The following is a 16,759-nucleotide window of genomic DNA, read 5'->3' on the forward strand; positions in this document are numbered from 1 at the left end:
ACCAACTCTTATTTCAATACTGCTGAAAATTTCGTGTTAATTAATAATTTCTGATGGATAGTGATTGTCTATGTGCAAGCTAAACCTGATGATGTGTACGCTTATTTGTCGTGCCGTCATCGGGTTTTCTTTTTTGGAGAGACTAACTATATAGAGTCAAGTAAAAATTAGCCAAATCAAAAAATATTTTATAACAGATAATTCCGAAAAAAGGGTACAACAAATAAGCTTCTTACCATTAGTTTTTTTGAATGTTCAATAGCTAATCAGAAACAATTATATAAGGCTCGTTTTTAGTCAAAATAGCATGAATCACGTAACAAAGCTTACGAGAAACCGCACCTAAGGCAGTTAGATGATGTTTTCCTTCGGAAACTTTTTTCTGGTAAAACGCACTAAAAACAGGATCACATTGAGAAGCTACTAAAGCCGCCGAAAACAAGGCTTTTCGCAAATATGGAGACCCTCGTTTACTCATAACATTATGCGTTGCCTCATATTGCCCTGATTGTGTCACGGAAGCGTCTATCCCAGCGTAAGCAACGAGTTTTTTCGGGTTAGAAAATTTTTGAATATCTCCGATCTCACCAAGAATAGTCGCACCGTTTATAGGACCAATTCCAGGAATTGTGAGAATAACAGAATTTAAAGTGTCCATTATGTGCTTGATTTCTCTTTCCGTTTCCTTTATTTGGCTTTCAATGAATTTTAATTGTTCAATCATTGAACGTAGTTGGAAGGTGAACGCTTCTTGAGCAAATTTTACTCCAAAGGAGTTAGAAGCTGCTTGCTTCAATTGGTCCGCTTTTTCTGCCTTGATTCGGTTCCTGCTTAACTCAGCTAAGTATTGGGCCAAAGTTTCTGAGGAAATGTTTTCTAAGTCGATCGGGGCACTAAACGCCAGCAATAACTCTTTAGAAGCTTTTCCGAAAACGCCCTGCTTGGTAAAAATCGTCGCGTATTCTGGAAAGACTTGATCCAATACGGCTATAATTTTTCTTTTGAAGTCGCTCGCTGTACCTACTAAATAAGTTCGGTAACGAGAAAGTTGTTTCAAAGAAAAAACATTTTCATCGGATAAGACCGTTTCGACAAATGAGCCATAGCGCATTAAGTCAGCAATCAAAACAGAATCAATAATATCGTTTTTTCGTTTCCGTATTTCTGTACCTTTACGCCATCCGTCTGTTTGAAGGGGATTCACAACGTGAATCAAATAATCTGATTCGTGAAGGTATGAAAAGATGGACAGCCAATAGTGCCCCGTGGCTTCCATCCCTATAACAAAGTCACTGGGTGCTCCGGAATAGTCGACCATTCGCTCAATTAATGACTCTGCTCCTTCAGTGGTGTTAGGAAATGAAAAACCTTTTAGTAATACCTTTCCTTCCTCGTTCATGATAGAAGCAACGTGAGTGCGTTTACCGATATCAATGCCTAAAAAGTACATGTATATCTGACCTTTCAAAAAAAGAATTTTGGATTGAAATCCACTCAACTGAAAAGCGTCACTACCTTGTACGAGATACGGAGTAAAGTAAGGACTTTCAACATCTAACTCATACGCAATCCACTTATCAGAGAGAGGAGCCAGTCTCTCGAGTGCGGGTTCAATGACCCAAGGGGGGAACGGCTTAGCCTCTCAATCCAATAAATATATTATCTCAAAAGAAATGAGTTAATACCAAATTAAAATAACGATGGTTCATAGGGTTATCCAATCAAAACCGGAAGGTTAAAACCCTAACTCTAATATACAAGGGGGAAGAAGTGGGACATTCATTCTATTGGAAACTATTAGTGATAAAAATCAATTAGCCATGTAAGGAGAGAAAAAAGAAATGCGTAAGAATTTCAAAGGGATTTTTAGTTTGTTGGCGATCATTTTATTGATGCTGACTGGCTGTAGTACCAGTGGAGCTAAGACAAGCGATTCAAATGCGAGTACAGACAAAACTGACGAAGTAGTGTTATACGTGACACGTCATGGAAAGACTATGTTTAATACGGTCCATCGGGCGCAAGGCTGGTCAGATACACCGTTGACTGATGACGGTGTGAAGGTCGCCGAACAACTAGGGAAAGGGTTGAAGGAAAAGAAGATTACCTTTAAATCAGCATATTCAAGCGATGCTGGCCGTGCACGTGAGACTGCAAGACTAGCGCTTAAAAATAATGGACAATCTGATCTTCAAGTGAAAGAAAGTAAAAATTTGCGAGAAGTTTGTTTTGGGTCCTATGAAGGCGAACACGATGAAGTGATGTGGGGAGATGCTGGAAAAGAATTAGGCTATGATTCATATGAAGACTTCATGAAAGCTATCAGTTCTGGAGAAGCCACTGTTCCAGAAATGCTGAGCGCGTTGAAAAAAATCGATAAATCGGGGATGTCTGAAGAGTGGGACGGTGTTAGACATCGGATGCAAAAGGAACTAACAGAAATTGCTGAGGAAACTGCCGAAGATGGAGGCGGAAATGTTCTCGTTGTTGCCCATGGAATGTCAATTTTATCAATGATCTCGGATATGACAGAGGAAACTCCAGAAGGCGGTCAGCTAGCGAATGCCAGTGTTACCAAAATCGTTTATAAAGATGGGAAGTTCAAAGTAAAAGAAGTTGGGAATACAGCCTACGCAGAAGCTGGAACAAACGAAAAATAAATGTTAAAAGGGAAGTCATTGCAGCTTCCCTTTTAACGTTTAATTACACATTCATCGCTGCTTCATAAGCTTCCCAAATGGCGTCCATTACATTGGTCGGTTTCTTCGCGTCACCAATCAAATGAACATGGTCTGCCTGAATTGCTTGATATAACGCATCATCTGGAGTATAGCCGACAGAAATAATAATGTCATCGGTTGGAATCTCATGAGCCTTTGGCATTCCTTGAACACCGAGAGCAAACATGTGCTGTGCACGATTTGCGACATTTGGATAGTTTTTGACTGTCTCTGTTACATACGCTGTACCATCGGCAAATTTATCAACAACTGAATTTTTCAAAACAGTTACTTGGTAGTAATCTAACAGCTCCATCATCATATTGTAGTTGGCAGCAGACAAACCAAAGGCATTCAAGATTGTTTCGCTGGCTTCGATGATAGTGACCTTTTTCCCTTTTTTAGCTAAATCATAAGCGATTTCACAGCCGGTTAAGCCGCCGCCTACCACTACTACGTTTTCTCCGTTGATTTCTTTGTAGCGTAAGGCATCAATAGCGTAGGTCACGTGCTCACTGTCAAAGCCTGGCGTATCTAATCGGCGTTCATTTGCACCAGTGGCAACAAATACTTCATCATAGGTTTGTGTCTGTTCAGGGGAAACCTCGCTGTTCAGATGAATATTTATCATTAGATCATTCATTTGTTTCTTGTACCAATCCAGTAAATGCCGATCATCCTCTTTGAAATCAGGCGTTGCCGCAGCGACAAATACACCGCCTAACTGGTCGGTTTTTTCATACAAATCAACGGCATGTCCGCGAATCGCCGCAACGCGAGCCGCTTCCATCCCACCAAGTCCGCCGCCAACGACTAAGATTTTTTTCTTTGTCGCAGCAGGAGTTAAGGCATAGCTTTTTTCTCGTCCACAAGCTGGATTGACTGCACAGGAGATATCCTTGAATTGGAAAATCCTTCCCAAGCAGCCTTGATGACAATAAATACATGGGCGCACATCGTCTAAGCGACCTTGGGAGAATTTCACAGGCGCATATGGATCAGCCAATAATGGACGTCCCATCCCCATAATATCTAGTTTTCCATCGGCAATTACCTGATCGGCTAATGCTGGATCATCAAATCTGCCGGCACAAGCGACTGGAATCGAAACGACCTCTTTGACCTTCATCACATCTTCTAAATTGCAGGCTTTTGGCATATACATTGGCGGATGAGCCCAGAACCAGGAGTCATAGCTGCCGTTGTCACAGTTCAGCATATCGTAGCCGAATTCTTCTAATTTTTTTGCCACAATGAAAGATTCTTCGTAGTCACGGCCCCTTTCTTCAAATTCTTCTCCTGGAATCGCGCCGCGGTTAAAGTCTTTGACATAGCTTTTCACACTGTAACGCATTGAAACAGGGAAGTCCGGCCCGCAGGCACCCTTGATAGCTTCAACGATTTCTCTGATGATCCGCAGCCGATTTTCTAACGATCCGCCGTATTCATCAGTGCGTCGGTTAAAGAAGGAAATCGCGAATTGATCCAGCAGATAGCCTTCGTGGACCGCGTGGATTTCAACACCGTCACCACCAGCCTCTTGAACCAATTTTGCTCCTTTGGCAAAGTTTTCAATATATTCTTTGATTTCTTCTTTCGACATGCCACGATCGGTTTTTGTCGGGTCCCAAACGTTTTGGATGGGTGCAGGAGCAGGGCAGATACCGACTAAACCATGATTGGCACGACCAGTCAACGCCGTTAGTTGGACAAATACTTTCCCGCCAGCTTCATGAACACCATCCATTAAATATTTCATATCTCTGACATAACCTTCAGGATTACTTAGAATACAAAAGCCCATATTGTTTACCACCGGCATCAAGCCAGTAATGATCAAGCCTGTGCCGCCTTTGGCTCTTTCGATGTAGTAATCGGCTCCTTCTTTGGTATAAGCAATTGTTTCCATATTCAGCAAGCGCGGGGAAAAGACACCCATAGGCATCATGGCGATCCGATTAGGAATTTCAACAGGACCAATTTTCAAAGGGGAAAACAAACTTTCAAATTTTGACGTCATACAATAATTCCTCCTTTTCTTTTTTATGGATCTATTTTCAAGCGTTCTATCCTTTGGCTGCATTATTGAAGCACAAAACAGCAAGGCAGCGCTTTTTTAAATGGAGTTGTGAAATATTATACAAATAGTATAATTCAAGTATAGAATATCTGACGAAGTTCACTATGATTTTAGCGCCCGAGGAATATAACTATTACGCGAGGGGAGCGGAAGAGCCGATGACAGAACGAGGAGTCCATTGTTCTCAGTTTTCTAAGTCGCAGGACTATTCGAATGGTTTATCTCAACTGAACTTTCAATATACGATTAATAGTCCCAAAGAAACACTGTCTGTCTCTAGAATTTATCAATTGGATCACATGGTGCTGACCCACAGTATTGTCGATCGTTCGCAAGGAATTTTTACTCGTCGCTCAAAAGATCAAAATGATTATATAGGTTTTCGTTTTATCAAAAAGGGATTTGAACGTCATTCGAATGGAGAAAAGACCAGCATCTTAAAGGATTACACCATCGGAATTTTTGATTTGCAGGCAACCAGCAGATATCAAAGAGAAAGAACTACTGAAGGGATTAATCTATTTATTCAAAAAGATTATCAGACAAAAAGACTGCTGCCCACTTTGATGTCTAGCCGAATTATTAGTGCAGAAAAAGGAATGGGACGGGTGTTGTTGGAAATGATTTTTCAGCTTGCGGATCAATTTGTTTCTTGTTCTGAAGAAGAGAATCGCGTGCTGTTAAAGCATTTCGTTCAGCTTTTTTGTGATTGGCTGCCAGAAGCAGAGCCCTTTTTAGCCAGTGAAAACTATAATGAACTTTTAATCGTTGCAACAGATTTTATGCGCAGAAATTTGCAGGATGCAGGGTTAACGTTAGAGCAGACTGCGTCCTATTGCCAGATCTCGATCAGAACGCTGCAAAAGGTTTTTCAGGCTGCGGATTTGTCCTACAGTCACTATTTGAATGATTTGCGCTTAACAACGGCGGCGATCCTTTTGTATCAAACGAATCTTTCAATTACAACTATTGCTTTTCAATGCGGCTATAATGATTCTGCTTATTTTAGTAAGCGCTTCAAACAGAAATATCGTATCTCTCCTTTGGTTTATCGTAAAAGAGTTCAGAAAATGCAAAAAGCGGGCATTGCAGAGGAAAACGAGTGCCCGTTGTTAGCAAATATTTAAGCATAACGAAAAGAACTAGCTCTTAATCTATCAATAAAGAGCCAGTTCTTTTTCTAATTTTTCTTAGCTCGTTTAATCAAGCAATACTCCTCGTAAGGAACATTCTGACTTTGGTGGATTTCCACTAGTTTAAACCCGAAATGTTCATAAATTGGGACATTTGCTTCGGTCATTGTCTCCAGCACAATATCCATATTCTGTCTTTGACAGTCTGCAAAGATCGGTGTCAGCAGTTTGCGCATCACACCAGTACCTTTGGCTTCTTTTGCGACTGCGATCTGAGCAATATAATAGCTGTTTTTAGTATACTTTTTATGCCAGGGAAGCGTGTGATGAATTTCAGCGACTAGCTTGTTCTTTTTTAAGAGCCGTCTCCGGTCCTCCACAGGAAGTTCCTTTAAGATTTTTCTAGAAGGCAAGGAGTACAGAAACTGGCGAAACAAAGTGAGCTTTTTCGACGGAATACTGCTGATCATGCCGACAATCGGTTCACCATAGATTTGAACCTTTTCATGCTTTAAAAAAAGCAGAATTTCTGTTTCAATAAATTTCTTCAAAATCTCTTCTGAATGGTCCATATGCTCGGTTAAAAAGTTAAAATGCTCTAAGTTTGAAAATCGCTCATAAATAAAATTTACAATTTCCGGTAGATCTTCCATCGTTGCGCTTCTCATAAAATCACTCCTCAAATAATGTTTGTATGGTTTTAGGAAATAGTCTTTAGTGTTCTGCTTGAATCGTGTGAAAAAAATAAATAGTCTTGTTGATTAAGTATAGATAATTTACACTTTAGCTAACTAATAATTCTACTATAGTGGAATTTAGTAATGACGTTTATGAAGGAGGAAGAAGGATGGATGGGAAGCTTTTTCGTCAATTACGCAAAGACCGTGGCTTGCGTTTGCAGGATGTCGCCGATGAGGTCAACAGCGTATCTTTTATTAGTAAATTTGAAAAGGAAAATTCGAATATTAGTTTCTATCGCTTAGAGCATTTATTGGAACAAATCAATGTTTCCTTAGAGGAATTCCTTTATTTGCGCGATCAAGCAGCAGAACCTAAGCTTTATCATTACCTGTCTGAGCAGCCATTTTTTATGACAGGAAAATTTACCTTCTATTTAAACCAGATCTTCAAATCCAACAATGAAGTGAATGAATCACGTGATTTTAATAAAGGCGTTCATCAGATGAGGGAATTGAGTCAAACGTTCACGGAAAAAAACCGAGGCGAAAAATTTTTAAAACTGCTATGCCAGTTATTACGTCTGTGCTATCAATTGAATGATCGGCGTGAGCAAGAGGAACCAATCAAGCTTAACGCTTTTTTTGACGAATTACAGACGCTGTCAGAACCGGTAGTCAACTATTTATATAATGTTGAGAATTGGGGCGTTTTTGAAGTCCTCCTCTTTCGTTTTTTCCAATTCAGCTTTCCCGTTGAGACCGTCCATCAGCTATTGCGAACGGCTGTCTCGCGGATAGAGAAGGAGGTTGGAGTTCAGCTGATGCAACGGATGAAATTTGAATTATTGTTTGGTACCTGTGCGACCTTTATCAACTTTCAAAAACTGACGTGGGCAAAGGAGGTACTGGTAGAAACAGAGAAATTGCTCCACGATCAGGGGGATTTATTAAATAGTACAAAATTACTGTTTTACCAAGGCTGGGTAAAAATTATCTCAGGTTCCTTAAAATCAGGGAAACAAAACTGTGAACAAGCCATTTCGATTTTTCGCATTTTGAAACAGCCAACAATGCAGCGTATGTATGAGGAAATGCTTCAAGGAATCATGATCAATCAAGCAAATCAAGAAGATTTTATTGTTTTTTCATAGAGAAGCTTAATAATTGAATTTAGACAACCAGGACTAACTAATGAATGATTAGTTGGTCTTTTTTGTGATCATTCAGTTATCGTAAAAGTTGGACCGATTTTTTGGGTCATTTAATAAAATAATGAACCAAACTAGGCTCAAAGTGACCGAATGCCATTGAAAATTCAGTTTTTCAGATTTCTTTGCTGTTAAATTATTCAGACGGTTCACTTCTTATGTCATTAAAAAAATAAAGCGAACCGACTCGCCATTGCGGATGTATCCGCTCTCAAATATAGTGGAGATGTAAAGGAAATATATATAAAGAGGTGAAAGAAGTGCTGCATGAAAGTATTGAAGAATCATATATTCAGCTTGATCTAGAAGTTGAAAACTTCGAGGAGGCGATAAGAAAATCCTTTGATCCTTTAGTAAAAAGAGCAACAGTCACAAAAGGATATGTCGAGTCAGTTGTTCAAATATATCAAAAAACAGGGCCCTATATCGTGATTACCAAAAACATTGCGCTGCCTCATGCACCAGTAGCAGATGGTGCAAATAAGCTGGGTTTAGGATTTGTTCGATTGAAGCGTCCTGTTATTTCGGGACACGAGACCAACGATCCCGTAAAATATCTTTTCCCTCTTAGTGCAAAAGAAAGCAATGAACACGTTGAATTGCTGTCAAAGCTGGCGGAGTTGTTAAGTCAAAAAGAGTTTATTCAGTTTTTAGAAAAGGTATCCTCCACTCAAGAGTTCATCAATTATTTTAGAAAAGAATAAAAGAAGATTTCTATTTACTAAATGAATCAGAAACAAAAAATAGTTTTCGCGAAACTAATTATAAAAAAACTTAACAGTAGAAAAGGAGAGCGTCATTATGTATAAAGCGTTAGTAGCCTGTCGAGCAGGAGTAGGGTCAAGTTTAATGTTAAAAATCAAAGTAATAGAGGTAATCAAAGCCAACAATTTCCCCATTGAGGTAGAGCATTCTTCTCTAGATGGTGTTCAAGGATTTGGCGGACAAATGATTATTACGCTGCCAGACGTTGCCGAAGAATTAGCCCAGAAAAATTTACCCTATAAGCTTATTGGTATTGGAAACATCGTCGATAAAAATGAGATCAAAACAAAATTAGAAGCTGTTTTAGCCGATTTAGGATAAGACGATTATGGGAGGGAAATAAACAATGGATTTTTTGATCAGCTTTTTAAGTACACCAGCGGTCATGTTAGGGTTTGTCGCATTTATTGGGCTTGTTGCTCAAAAGAAAAGCGGAACAGAGGTTTTAACAGGCACATTCAAAACGATTATTGGGTTTCTAGTCTTCAGCGCAGGCGGATCGATCATGACTGCTGCTCTGCAAAATTTCAATCAGCTATTCCAAAGCGGATTTCATATTCAAGGGGTTGTAGCCTCTCCCGAAGCGGCAACGGCCTTAGCTCAAACCGAGTATGCATTTGTTACTAGCTGTACGCTGATTGTCGGTTTCATCATGAACCTAGTGATTGCTCGAGTCACTCCATTTAAAAATATTTTTTTCACTACGGGGCATAGTTTATTCTTCGCCTGTGTACTTTCATTGATTTTGAAGGCGCATCATGTAGCAGATATTCCGGCAATTGCTATCGGAGGCTTACTATTAGGATTCTTCTCTGCTGCATTACCAGAGCTGTGTCAGCCTTTTATGCGTAAGATAACAGATAGTGATGCGACAGCGATCGGTCATTTTAATATGATCGGCTATGCCTTATCTGGATATATTGGCAAATTATTCAGCAAACACAAAGAAAAAACAACAGAGCATATTAATTTTCCTAAATGGCTATCATTTTTCCGTGATTTCTTAATGGGTGTTTCGGCAGTTATGTTGATCTTATTTTATGTTTCTGCGTTAAAAGCCGGACGTCCAGCTGTGGAAGAGCTTGCGGGTTCTCAGCACTGGTTAGTATTCCCATTCGTTCAAGCCTTTACGTTTGCTGCCGGCATGTCGATCCTGATGACAGGTGTACGGATGTTCTTAGGGGAAATCACAGCTGCTTTTGTTTCGATTTCTGAGAAGTTTATTCCCAATTCTCGTCCCGCTCTTGATGTACCGACTGTATTTCCATTTGCACCAACAGCAGTTATTGTCGGATTCTTGTCTTCATATGCCGCTGGACTGATAGGTGTCTTTATAATGGTCGCGCTCAAGTTTCCGGTAGTGATCATCCCAGCTGCTCATATCTGCTTTTTCTCTGGCGGAACAGCAGGGGTCTTTGGAAATTCTACTGGTGGCTGGCGAGGCGCAGTAGTAGGATCATTCGTTATTGGCTTATTATTGGCCTTTTTGCCAACGGTACTCTATCCATTATATGGGACATTGGGGATTGAAGGATCAACCTTCCCGAATATCGACTATAACGTGATGGGCATCTTGCTAGATAAATTGTTGTCACTGTTTGGTATGTAAAACGAGCAGACTTAGTGGGATTCCGCTAAGTCTGTTTTAAAAAGAAAAGAGGGTAAGCGAATGGAAATTACTACAAAAAAATTAGACGCATATATTGATGTTCTTCAGCCAGAAATTAACGAATACATCAAACGAATGGATAAAAGCAAAATCGTGGAGGCCTGTGAAGTCATTTCAGAATCAAAACGAAAGCATGGGCGCGTGCACGTAACAGGCGTAGGGAAGCCTAGTCATGTGGCGGAATATATTGCAGCACTGAATTCTTCAGTCGGAACACCGACCTACTATTTAGATACAACCGAGGCAATTCATGGTTCAGCCGGACAAGTACTGCCGGGCGATGTCGTGATCGCTATTTCAAACAGCGGACAAACAGAAGAACTAAAACGTACAGTGGAATCCTTGAAATGTTTAGACGCCAAAATTATCGGTGTTAGTGGGGGAGAAAATTCTTGGTTGAAAGACCAATCAACCGTTTTTCTCTTAGCGGGAGTGAATCAAGAGGGCGATGATTTGAACAAGCCGCCAAGAATTTCGATTATTGCTGAAATCATTGTCTTGCAATGTCTTTCTATTTTATTACAACAAGAAGAACAGCTAGATTTAGATAAATATTACCAGTGGCATCCAGGCGGTGCCTTAGGCGAATCAATCAAAAATAGAAAGAAAGTTGGACTCTAATGAAAATCAAAGGAATTATTACGGCGATGGTGACCCCATTATCAGAGGACGGAATTAACGAAGCTGCGACACGTAAGCTAGTAAACAAGCTGATCAATGATGGTGTTCACGGGCTATTTGTCCTTGGAACAAATGGAGAATTCTATGCGCTTAGCGAAGCAGAAAAATTAGCGTTGGTAAAAATCGTAGTTGATGAAGCTGCTGGTCGAGTCCCTGTTTTTGCTGGCTCCGGCGGGATCTCTACAGAAGAAGTGATTAAAGTAACCAATCAATTTGCAGAGCTTGGTGTCGATGCGGTTTCGGTAATCACTCCTTATCTAATCAAACTAAGCGATGAAGAGCTGATTCAGCATTATCAAACAATTGCCTTAAATACCAATCTTCCAATGATTCTCTATAATATTCCTGCAAATACTCAACTATCAATAAATGAATCTGTCTTTAAGGAATTAATCCAGCTTCCGCAAATTATCGGAATTAAGGACAGTAGCGGGAAATTAGAAAATATTCAAATGTACTTAGAGACGAATGATCGAGAGGATTTTTCAATTTTGATAGGATCAGATTCCTTGATTTTACCAGCTTTGCAGATGGGAGTAGATGGAGCGGTGGCTGCCACATCTAATGTATTAACAAAGACTGATTTAGGAATTTATCAGGCTTTTCTTGAGAATAAAATGGAGCGAGCTCAAGTTCTTCAAGAAAGCATCAATGATTTTCGAGGTATTCTAAAATTAGCGACTGTTCCCAGTGTTCTTAAGCATAGTTTAGAGCTTATCGGATTTCCTGTAGGAGCACCAAAAAAACCAGTTCGTAAAGTTTCTTCAAAATTTGACGCTGAAATTTGCGAAACACTATCAAAATACAAGGAAATTGAAGGGATGGAGAAACTAAAATGCGAAAATTAACGACGTTATCTCGACTGTATCAGGAAAAATTAATGGCGATTATTCGAGTAGAAACAATTGAACGGGCTCAAGAAATCGTTGATGGCTGTCTTGAAGGAAAGATTTCCTGTTTAGAAATCAGCTATACGAATAATAATGCGGGTGACATTATCGAACAATTAAAAGAAATTTACCAAGAAAAAATAGTTATCGGAGCTGGAACTGTGCTTGACAGCGAGACGGCTCGTCAAGCACTATTAAAAGGAGCTGAGTTTATCATTGCTCCTAATTTCAACATAGACGTGGCAAAGTTGTGTAATCGCTATCAGATCCCTTACATGCCGGGCTGTACATCGATGACCGAAATCGTTGAGGCGCTTGAGGCGGGTGCAGATATGATCAAGGCCTTTCCTACCTCATCTTTCATTGGTCCAAAAGTCGTTTCTACTATTAAAACACCGATGCCGCAAGTTCCCATGCTTTCATCAGGCGGAGTCACCATTGACAATGTGTCTGATTGGCTTGAAGCAGGTGTCGACTGTATGGGGATCGGGACACTATTGTCAAAAGGAACCAAGTCAGAAATCGCGGAAAATGCTAGACAATTACGTCAGAAAGTTTCAGCAGGTTAATCTACTTAGACAGGAGGAATGGATGTGTACAAAATTGATCAGCGAACACGGCAAGTACTGATAAAAATGATTGAAAAACCTATTATTCCTCAAAGAAATTTAACAGGTCAGCTTAATTTGTCACGCGTTCAAGTCGATTACGTCATCACTAAAATCAATGAATCCTTATCGGATGAAGGGCATCCTCCTGTCTACTTTGATGGAAATAACTATCATCTGTCAGAAGCAAGTCGTCTGTTTTTTGTTGATTTTTTCTCTAGCGATCATGTTTATCGATACTATGAGATGGATATTGAGGAACGAAAAAAATATATTTATCTGATGCTTTTCTATCATTATGAAGAATACTTATCGGTGAATCATTTTTTAGGCGTATTGGATATTGGAAAAACTACTTTTATCAATGACTTGAAAAAAGTCGAAAAAGAATTGGAATCTCTTGATATTCAAATCAAATATAATCGGAAAAAGGGTTACTATCTGGCTGGAAATGAATCGGTCTTGCGCTATCAATTAATGAAGATGGTGCTAGAGGATTTACGTTCAGATAATGGCAGCTTTCTTTGGGATTATTTTTTATTTAACGAAGGGACAATCCAGAAGGAGAAAGTCTTTCGACAGATTGCTGCAGAATTGGAACATTATTCCATTGTATTGGTGGAAAATCGATTGCTGGAATTTAGTTACATGCTGATTTTTTTGTTGCCGCATTTATCCAAAGAATGGTCAGAGTTTTATGAGAGGTACAATTTCCAGAAGTTTTACCAAATGAAGGAGTATAGCTTTTCTCGAAGCCTGCTTGCAAAGTTCTCAATCGACAATCCATACGCCATACTTTATATTTGTGGCTGGATGCTGGGCATGGCTATTGGGGATGCTGACGAAGAAGCGCCAGATTCTTCTATCATTAATGAATTAGTAGAAAGAATCTTTGATCGTTTTGAACGCTTGTCGGGTATTCGTTTTAAAGATAAGAAAACGGTGAAAAAGCAAGTATACAGTCACTTTCGTCCAGCTTACTATCGATTGTTTTTTCATCTTCCGATTATCAATCCTCTGAGTAAAAAAATTATTCAAGAATACCCAGATTTATTTCAAATCGTTAAGGAAACGATGAAGCCAATCGAGAATCTATTCGGAACGATGATTCCTGATGAGGAAATCTCTTTTTTAACCATCCATTTTGCTTCTTTAATTGATAATAATGATGAATACCAAGTGAAGCGAAAGGTCGGTATTATTGTTTGTCCGAATGGTATCGGAAGCTCGGCAATTATTTACAATGAGTTAAAGAATCTTTTTCCAGATATGATTTTTATAGGTCCAATAGAGACAAACGAGATCTATCAGAAAAAACAGGATTATGACATGATTTTCACTACTGTACCTAATATGCGGCTTTATTCTTTGAAAAAACCGGTCTATACAGTGAATCCGATTATGACGATTGACGAAAAATACAACTTGGTCCAAGAGATTCAAAACGGTCCTGGAAACTTATCGGGGGATTATCAATTTGAAGAGCTTTTTGCAATTATTGATAGGTTCACGACTATAAAGGATGAGCTCGGATTACGAAAAGAATTGAAAAGGCGGTTGAAGCAGCCTAGAATCTATAATCCAGAAGATATTCTACCAAGTGTTTCAGGTAAAGATGAGCTCAGTCTTACAGATATTCTCTCTCCGGCTTTTATTCAGTTAAACCTTGCAACAAATAGCTGGGAGGAAGCTTTTTACGTAGCCGCGACACCGCTGATCGAAGCAGAAATCGTAAGCCGACGTTATATTGACAAGATCATCCAAACGACATACGAGGAAGGGCCTTACATGGTTATTTCTGATCATGTCGCGTTGCCTCATGCTCGTCCTGAAGATGGAGCGAAAGAGGTGGGATTAGGAATAACGGTACTTAAGGAGCCGATAAAAATTTTAGGGAAAACACCAATGAAGTATATTTTTACCCTAGCGGCGGTAGACAGCAAAAGACATTTAACTGCACTAGCTGAACTGGTGGCACTGATTGATCGACCAGATTTTTTTAATATGCTGGATTCTGTGTCATCAAAAGAAGCAGCCTATCAATGGATCGCAGATTTGTTATAGAAAAGCTTAAGAAAACAGTTGTATTCAAAAAAGAGTATGACTGTTTTTTATGTAATCTTGATTCTTGCTGTTAGACGAGAAAATTAATATATTTCGTTCACTGAAATACAAGCGCTTTCTTTGCTTTAATTTCGTTATTCTTGCATAATAGACGAAAATTCAAAGGAGTGAACGAGATGGCAGCAATGGTATTTACCAATTACCCAGTGAAAGATGTGCAAGCTTCGACCGAATTTTATGAGAAACTAGGATTTAAGAAGAATGTGGAGTTTTCTAATGAGCAGTCCAGTTCGATGATGTGGGATGATACATTTTGGATTATGCTACTAGAATATGATTTTTATAATCTGTTCTTGAAAAATAAAAGGATCGCAGACACTGAAAAAGAAAGCAGTACGTTAACCGCTTTTTCTGTAGAGAGTCCTGATGTAGTGAAAAAAATTGCGGAAGCAGCAAAGGCCAATGGTGGAGACTATTTCTCGGTGGATATGAACATGCCGGAGGATCAAATGTTTAGTTTGGAAGTCACCGATTTGGACGGCAATCAATTTGAACCAGTATGGATGAATATACCTTAACAAAAAAATCGCGGAGTAATCCGTGATTTTTTTTTTTGAGCGTTGTAATACTCTTTTTTTAACTTTTTGCTTATTCTAAAATAGATGATTCTTTAAAAAAAGAGGGATAAAGATGCCAACAACACAAAAAGATTACTTTGAAGAGCTATTTGATCGAGAGACCTTTCTTCAGCGGCGAATGATTTTATTATTGAATGAGAAAAATGGCTATTGGGTAACACGAGAGTGGCTAAGTGATGCTTTAGGTTTAAGTAAACGAACCACGCTAAGCATAATGAATAGTTTAGCTGAAAAAATTGCTGACCTTCATTCAGATAAATTTTCTTTGCAATTATCAAAAGGAAAAGGAGTTCGTCTGACGGTTGCAATAGACGCAGATGTATATAACTTAGTAACTGAGATTGTGCAGGAATGCCCCACAGTCGTTCTTTTAAAAACATTGATTATGGATGAATTTCAAAGTGTGCGCCATTATGCGCTTGCCCACTTTACCAGTGAATCGACAGTGAGAAGAGATTTAGCGAAGGTTCGCCGGATGTTATCTCGTTATAAGGTTAAAATTAGTCGTGATACTTTTCAGTTGGAGGGAGAAGAATACCAGATTCGCATGATCATGGTGATTTTTTTCTGGAGTATTTATCGTGGAAGCAGTTGGCCCTTTCCCTTTATCAATGAGCAATTGCTTGAGGGATATGTTGAAGAAATCTTGGATAGTGAATTTACCGTTTATCCCAATATTCCTTATGCCTATAAAAAGCAGCTGGCTTATATTTTTGCAGAAGCAGTCATTCGTACTCGTAAGGGTAATATTCTCCAAATGCCTACAGAATTAGAAAAGAGGATTACCTCCAATACGTTGTATCCTATTTTTGAAAAGCAGCTTAGTCCATCTCAAGGTGTAATCAACACGAAGCATTCTGAGATTCCTTTCTTTTTCCTCGTTTGGTTAGCCATGTCTAAAACGATCGATGTTTTTAAGGAACCATTAATCAATGCTTTGTATCAACAGCAAGCTCAGCAGCATACCCCAATTTTTTCAGCGACGGATTTGATGATTAGAAGATTTCAGGAAGAGTTCTTTCCTATTAAAGAAGCAGAATTTTTACGCTTCCGAAATTATATACTAAGCAGTCATTTTTTTGCGCAATATTTTAAAGGCTTCAATACCGACATGACAGGGAATACGTACAAAGCAATTTTCCAAAAACGCTATCCGCGAATGACAGAAAAAATGCGCCGATTTATTGAAGAATTGTATGCAGAATCAAAAAATCCAATCTTTTTAGAAGTCGCTTTTTTAATGATTCCTTATCTGAAAAATGCTTTATACTTGGAAAACCCGTGTAAATATGAAGTGCCCATTACCGTTTTAGTCGAAAGCGATATGCCCAATCTGATGACCAAAAATTACATCGAACAGCTGCAAGGACACTTTAACTATTTGTACAATGTGACATTTATTGATGTTTTTTCAGCTAACACGGAAGAAGTGGATATTTTACTGACTACAGGTACCTTTAAAGATTTAAAAAAGGTTTATCCACAAGCTCAGCTAGTAGTTATTGGCAGACGTTTGGAGCTCAATGATCTAAATCGTTTAACACAGGTTTTAGATTTGATTTCAAAGGAAAAACAAAAAATTTAGTCTCTCAAAAAGTGTTCTATGAAAGCTTCATTTTTGAA

15 protein-coding genes are annotated in these 16,759 nt (G+C 39.0%); 12 read left to right on the forward strand and 3 right to left on the reverse strand.

Features of this window, described 5'->3' with window-relative positions; translation table 11 throughout:
• Window positions 1-262: 262 nt before the first annotated feature.
• The gene (locus tag AUF14_RS19545) at window positions 263-1,450 is read right to left on the reverse strand and encodes an IS110 family RNA-guided transposase (RefSeq protein WP_002297293.1); all 1,188 of its coding nucleotides are present in this window, start codon (window positions 1,448-1,450) and stop codon (window positions 263-265) included.
• A 391-nt stretch (window positions 1,451-1,841) separates the two neighbouring features.
• Here AUF14_RS19545 and AUF14_RS19550 point away from each other — a divergent pair, with 391 nt between their 5' ends.
• Window positions 1,842-2,660: a histidine phosphatase family protein gene (locus AUF14_RS19550; protein WP_102866515.1), complete on the forward strand. Its 819-nt coding sequence runs from the start codon at window positions 1,842-1,844 to the stop codon at window positions 2,658-2,660.
• Between the two features lie 43 nt (window positions 2,661-2,703).
• Here the strand turns inward: AUF14_RS19550 and AUF14_RS19555 are convergent, their stop codons facing one another.
• On the reverse strand, window positions 2,704-4,740 hold the full coding sequence (locus tag AUF14_RS19555) for an FAD-dependent oxidoreductase (RefSeq protein ID WP_102866516.1): 2,037 nt from the start codon (window positions 4,738-4,740) through the stop codon (window positions 2,704-2,706).
• 218 nt (window positions 4,741-4,958) lie between these two features.
• On the opposite strand from AUF14_RS19555, the gene AUF14_RS19560 reads away from it, so the two are divergent.
• On the forward strand, window positions 4,959-5,927 hold the full coding sequence (locus AUF14_RS19560; RefSeq protein ID WP_227656405.1) for a helix-turn-helix transcriptional regulator: 969 nt from the start codon (window positions 4,959-4,961) through the stop codon (window positions 5,925-5,927).
• 53 nt (window positions 5,928-5,980) lie between these two features.
• Here AUF14_RS19560 and AUF14_RS19565 read toward each other — a convergent pair whose 3' ends face one another.
• Window positions 5,981-6,601 (reverse strand): GNAT family N-acetyltransferase, encoded by a 621-nt coding sequence (locus AUF14_RS19565; RefSeq protein WP_102866518.1) that lies wholly within the window; start codon window positions 6,599-6,601, stop codon window positions 5,981-5,983.
• 179 nt (window positions 6,602-6,780) lie between these two features.
• On the opposite strand from AUF14_RS19565, the gene AUF14_RS19570 reads away from it, so the two are divergent.
• The 10 genes from AUF14_RS19570 (at window position 6,781) to AUF14_RS19615 (ending at window position 16,721) form a co-directional block, all read left to right on the forward strand.
• Window positions 6,781-7,764 (forward strand): helix-turn-helix domain-containing protein, encoded by a 984-nt coding sequence (locus tag AUF14_RS19570; RefSeq protein WP_102866519.1) that lies wholly within the window; start codon window positions 6,781-6,783, stop codon window positions 7,762-7,764.
• Between the two features lie 317 nt (window positions 7,765-8,081).
• Complete coding sequence (locus tag AUF14_RS19575; RefSeq protein ID WP_102866520.1) at window positions 8,082-8,525, forward strand: PTS sugar transporter subunit IIA; 444 nt, start codon at window positions 8,082-8,084, stop codon at window positions 8,523-8,525.
• Between the two features lie 97 nt (window positions 8,526-8,622).
• The gene (locus AUF14_RS19580) at window positions 8,623-8,907 is read left to right on the forward strand and encodes a PTS sugar transporter subunit IIB (protein WP_016178497.1); all 285 of its coding nucleotides are present in this window, start codon (window positions 8,623-8,625) and stop codon (window positions 8,905-8,907) included.
• A 25-nt stretch (window positions 8,908-8,932) separates the two neighbouring features.
• Entirely contained in the window at window positions 8,933-10,195 is a 1,263-nt protein-coding gene (locus tag AUF14_RS19585; protein ID WP_048720883.1) for a PTS ascorbate transporter subunit IIC, read from the forward strand.
• Window positions 10,196-10,255: 60 nt separating this feature from the next.
• The gene (locus AUF14_RS19590) at window positions 10,256-10,876 is read left to right on the forward strand and encodes an SIS domain-containing protein (protein ID WP_102866521.1); all 621 of its coding nucleotides are present in this window, start codon (window positions 10,256-10,258) and stop codon (window positions 10,874-10,876) included.
• Window positions 10,876-11,784: a 4-hydroxy-tetrahydrodipicolinate synthase gene (dapA, locus tag AUF14_RS19595; RefSeq protein WP_016178494.1), complete on the forward strand. Its 909-nt coding sequence runs from the start codon at window positions 10,876-10,878 to the stop codon at window positions 11,782-11,784. Before AUF14_RS19590 ends, dapA begins: the two co-directional genes overlap by 1 nt.
• A complete protein-coding gene (locus AUF14_RS19600) occupies window positions 11,772-12,395 on the forward strand; it encodes a bifunctional 2-keto-4-hydroxyglutarate aldolase/2-keto-3-deoxy-6-phosphogluconate aldolase (RefSeq protein ID WP_016178493.1) in 624 nt (207 codons plus the stop codon). The genes dapA and AUF14_RS19600 overlap by 13 nt, the downstream gene beginning before the upstream one ends.
• 18 nt (window positions 12,396-12,413) lie before the next feature.
• Entirely contained in the window at window positions 12,414-14,498 is a 2,085-nt protein-coding gene (locus tag AUF14_RS19605) for a BglG family transcription antiterminator (RefSeq protein WP_227656406.1), read from the forward strand.
• A gap of 176 nt (window positions 14,499-14,674) precedes the next feature.
• A complete protein-coding gene (locus tag AUF14_RS19610; RefSeq protein ID WP_102866523.1) occupies window positions 14,675-15,076 on the forward strand; it encodes a VOC family protein in 402 nt (133 codons plus the stop codon).
• Between the two features lie 112 nt (window positions 15,077-15,188).
• Window positions 15,189-16,721, forward strand: coding sequence for a helix-turn-helix domain-containing protein (locus AUF14_RS19615; RefSeq protein WP_102866524.1), 1,533 nt, complete (start codon window positions 15,189-15,191; stop codon window positions 16,719-16,721).
• Window positions 16,722-16,759: the final 38 nt, after the last annotated feature.

The organism is Enterococcus avium, from assembly GCF_002891025.1.
Classification (GTDB): domain Bacteria; phylum Bacillota; class Bacilli; order Lactobacillales; family Enterococcaceae; genus Enterococcus_A; species Enterococcus_A avium.

What these genes read in the sequence shown, in the direction of transcription:
- AUF14_RS19545 (WP_002297293.1), bottom strand. Translation starts at nt 1,450, where the DNA reads ATGTACTTTTTAGGCATTGATATCGGTAAACGCACTCACGTTGCTTCT.
- AUF14_RS19550 (WP_102866515.1), top strand. Translation starts at nt 1,842, where the DNA reads ATGCGTAAGAATTTCAAAGGGATTTTTAGTTTGTTGGCGATCATTTTA.
- AUF14_RS19555 (WP_102866516.1), bottom strand. Translation starts at nt 4,740, where the DNA reads ATGACGTCAAAATTTGAAAGTTTGTTTTCCCCTTTGAAAATTGGTCCT.
- AUF14_RS19560 (WP_227656405.1), top strand. Translation starts at nt 4,959, where the DNA reads ATGACAGAACGAGGAGTCCATTGTTCTCAGTTTTCTAAGTCGCAGGAC.
- AUF14_RS19565 (WP_102866518.1), bottom strand. Translation starts at nt 6,601, where the DNA reads ATGAGAAGCGCAACGATGGAAGATCTACCGGAAATTGTAAATTTTATT.
- AUF14_RS19570 (WP_102866519.1), top strand. Translation starts at nt 6,781, where the DNA reads ATGGATGGGAAGCTTTTTCGTCAATTACGCAAAGACCGTGGCTTGCGT.
- AUF14_RS19580 (WP_016178497.1), top strand. Translation starts at nt 8,623, where the DNA reads ATGTATAAAGCGTTAGTAGCCTGTCGAGCAGGAGTAGGGTCAAGTTTA.
- AUF14_RS19585 (WP_048720883.1), top strand. Translation starts at nt 8,933, where the DNA reads ATGGATTTTTTGATCAGCTTTTTAAGTACACCAGCGGTCATGTTAGGG.
- AUF14_RS19590 (WP_102866521.1), top strand. Translation starts at nt 10,256, where the DNA reads ATGGAAATTACTACAAAAAAATTAGACGCATATATTGATGTTCTTCAG.
- dapA (WP_016178494.1), top strand. Translation starts at nt 10,876, where the DNA reads ATGAAAATCAAAGGAATTATTACGGCGATGGTGACCCCATTATCAGAG.
- AUF14_RS19600 (WP_016178493.1), top strand. Translation starts at nt 11,772, where the DNA reads ATGCGAAAATTAACGACGTTATCTCGACTGTATCAGGAAAAATTAATG.
- AUF14_RS19605 (WP_227656406.1), top strand. Translation starts at nt 12,414, where the DNA reads ATGGATGTGTACAAAATTGATCAGCGAACACGGCAAGTACTGATAAAA.
- AUF14_RS19610 (WP_102866523.1), top strand. Translation starts at nt 14,675, where the DNA reads ATGGCAGCAATGGTATTTACCAATTACCCAGTGAAAGATGTGCAAGCT.
- AUF14_RS19615 (WP_102866524.1), top strand. Translation starts at nt 15,189, where the DNA reads ATGCCAACAACACAAAAAGATTACTTTGAAGAGCTATTTGATCGAGAG.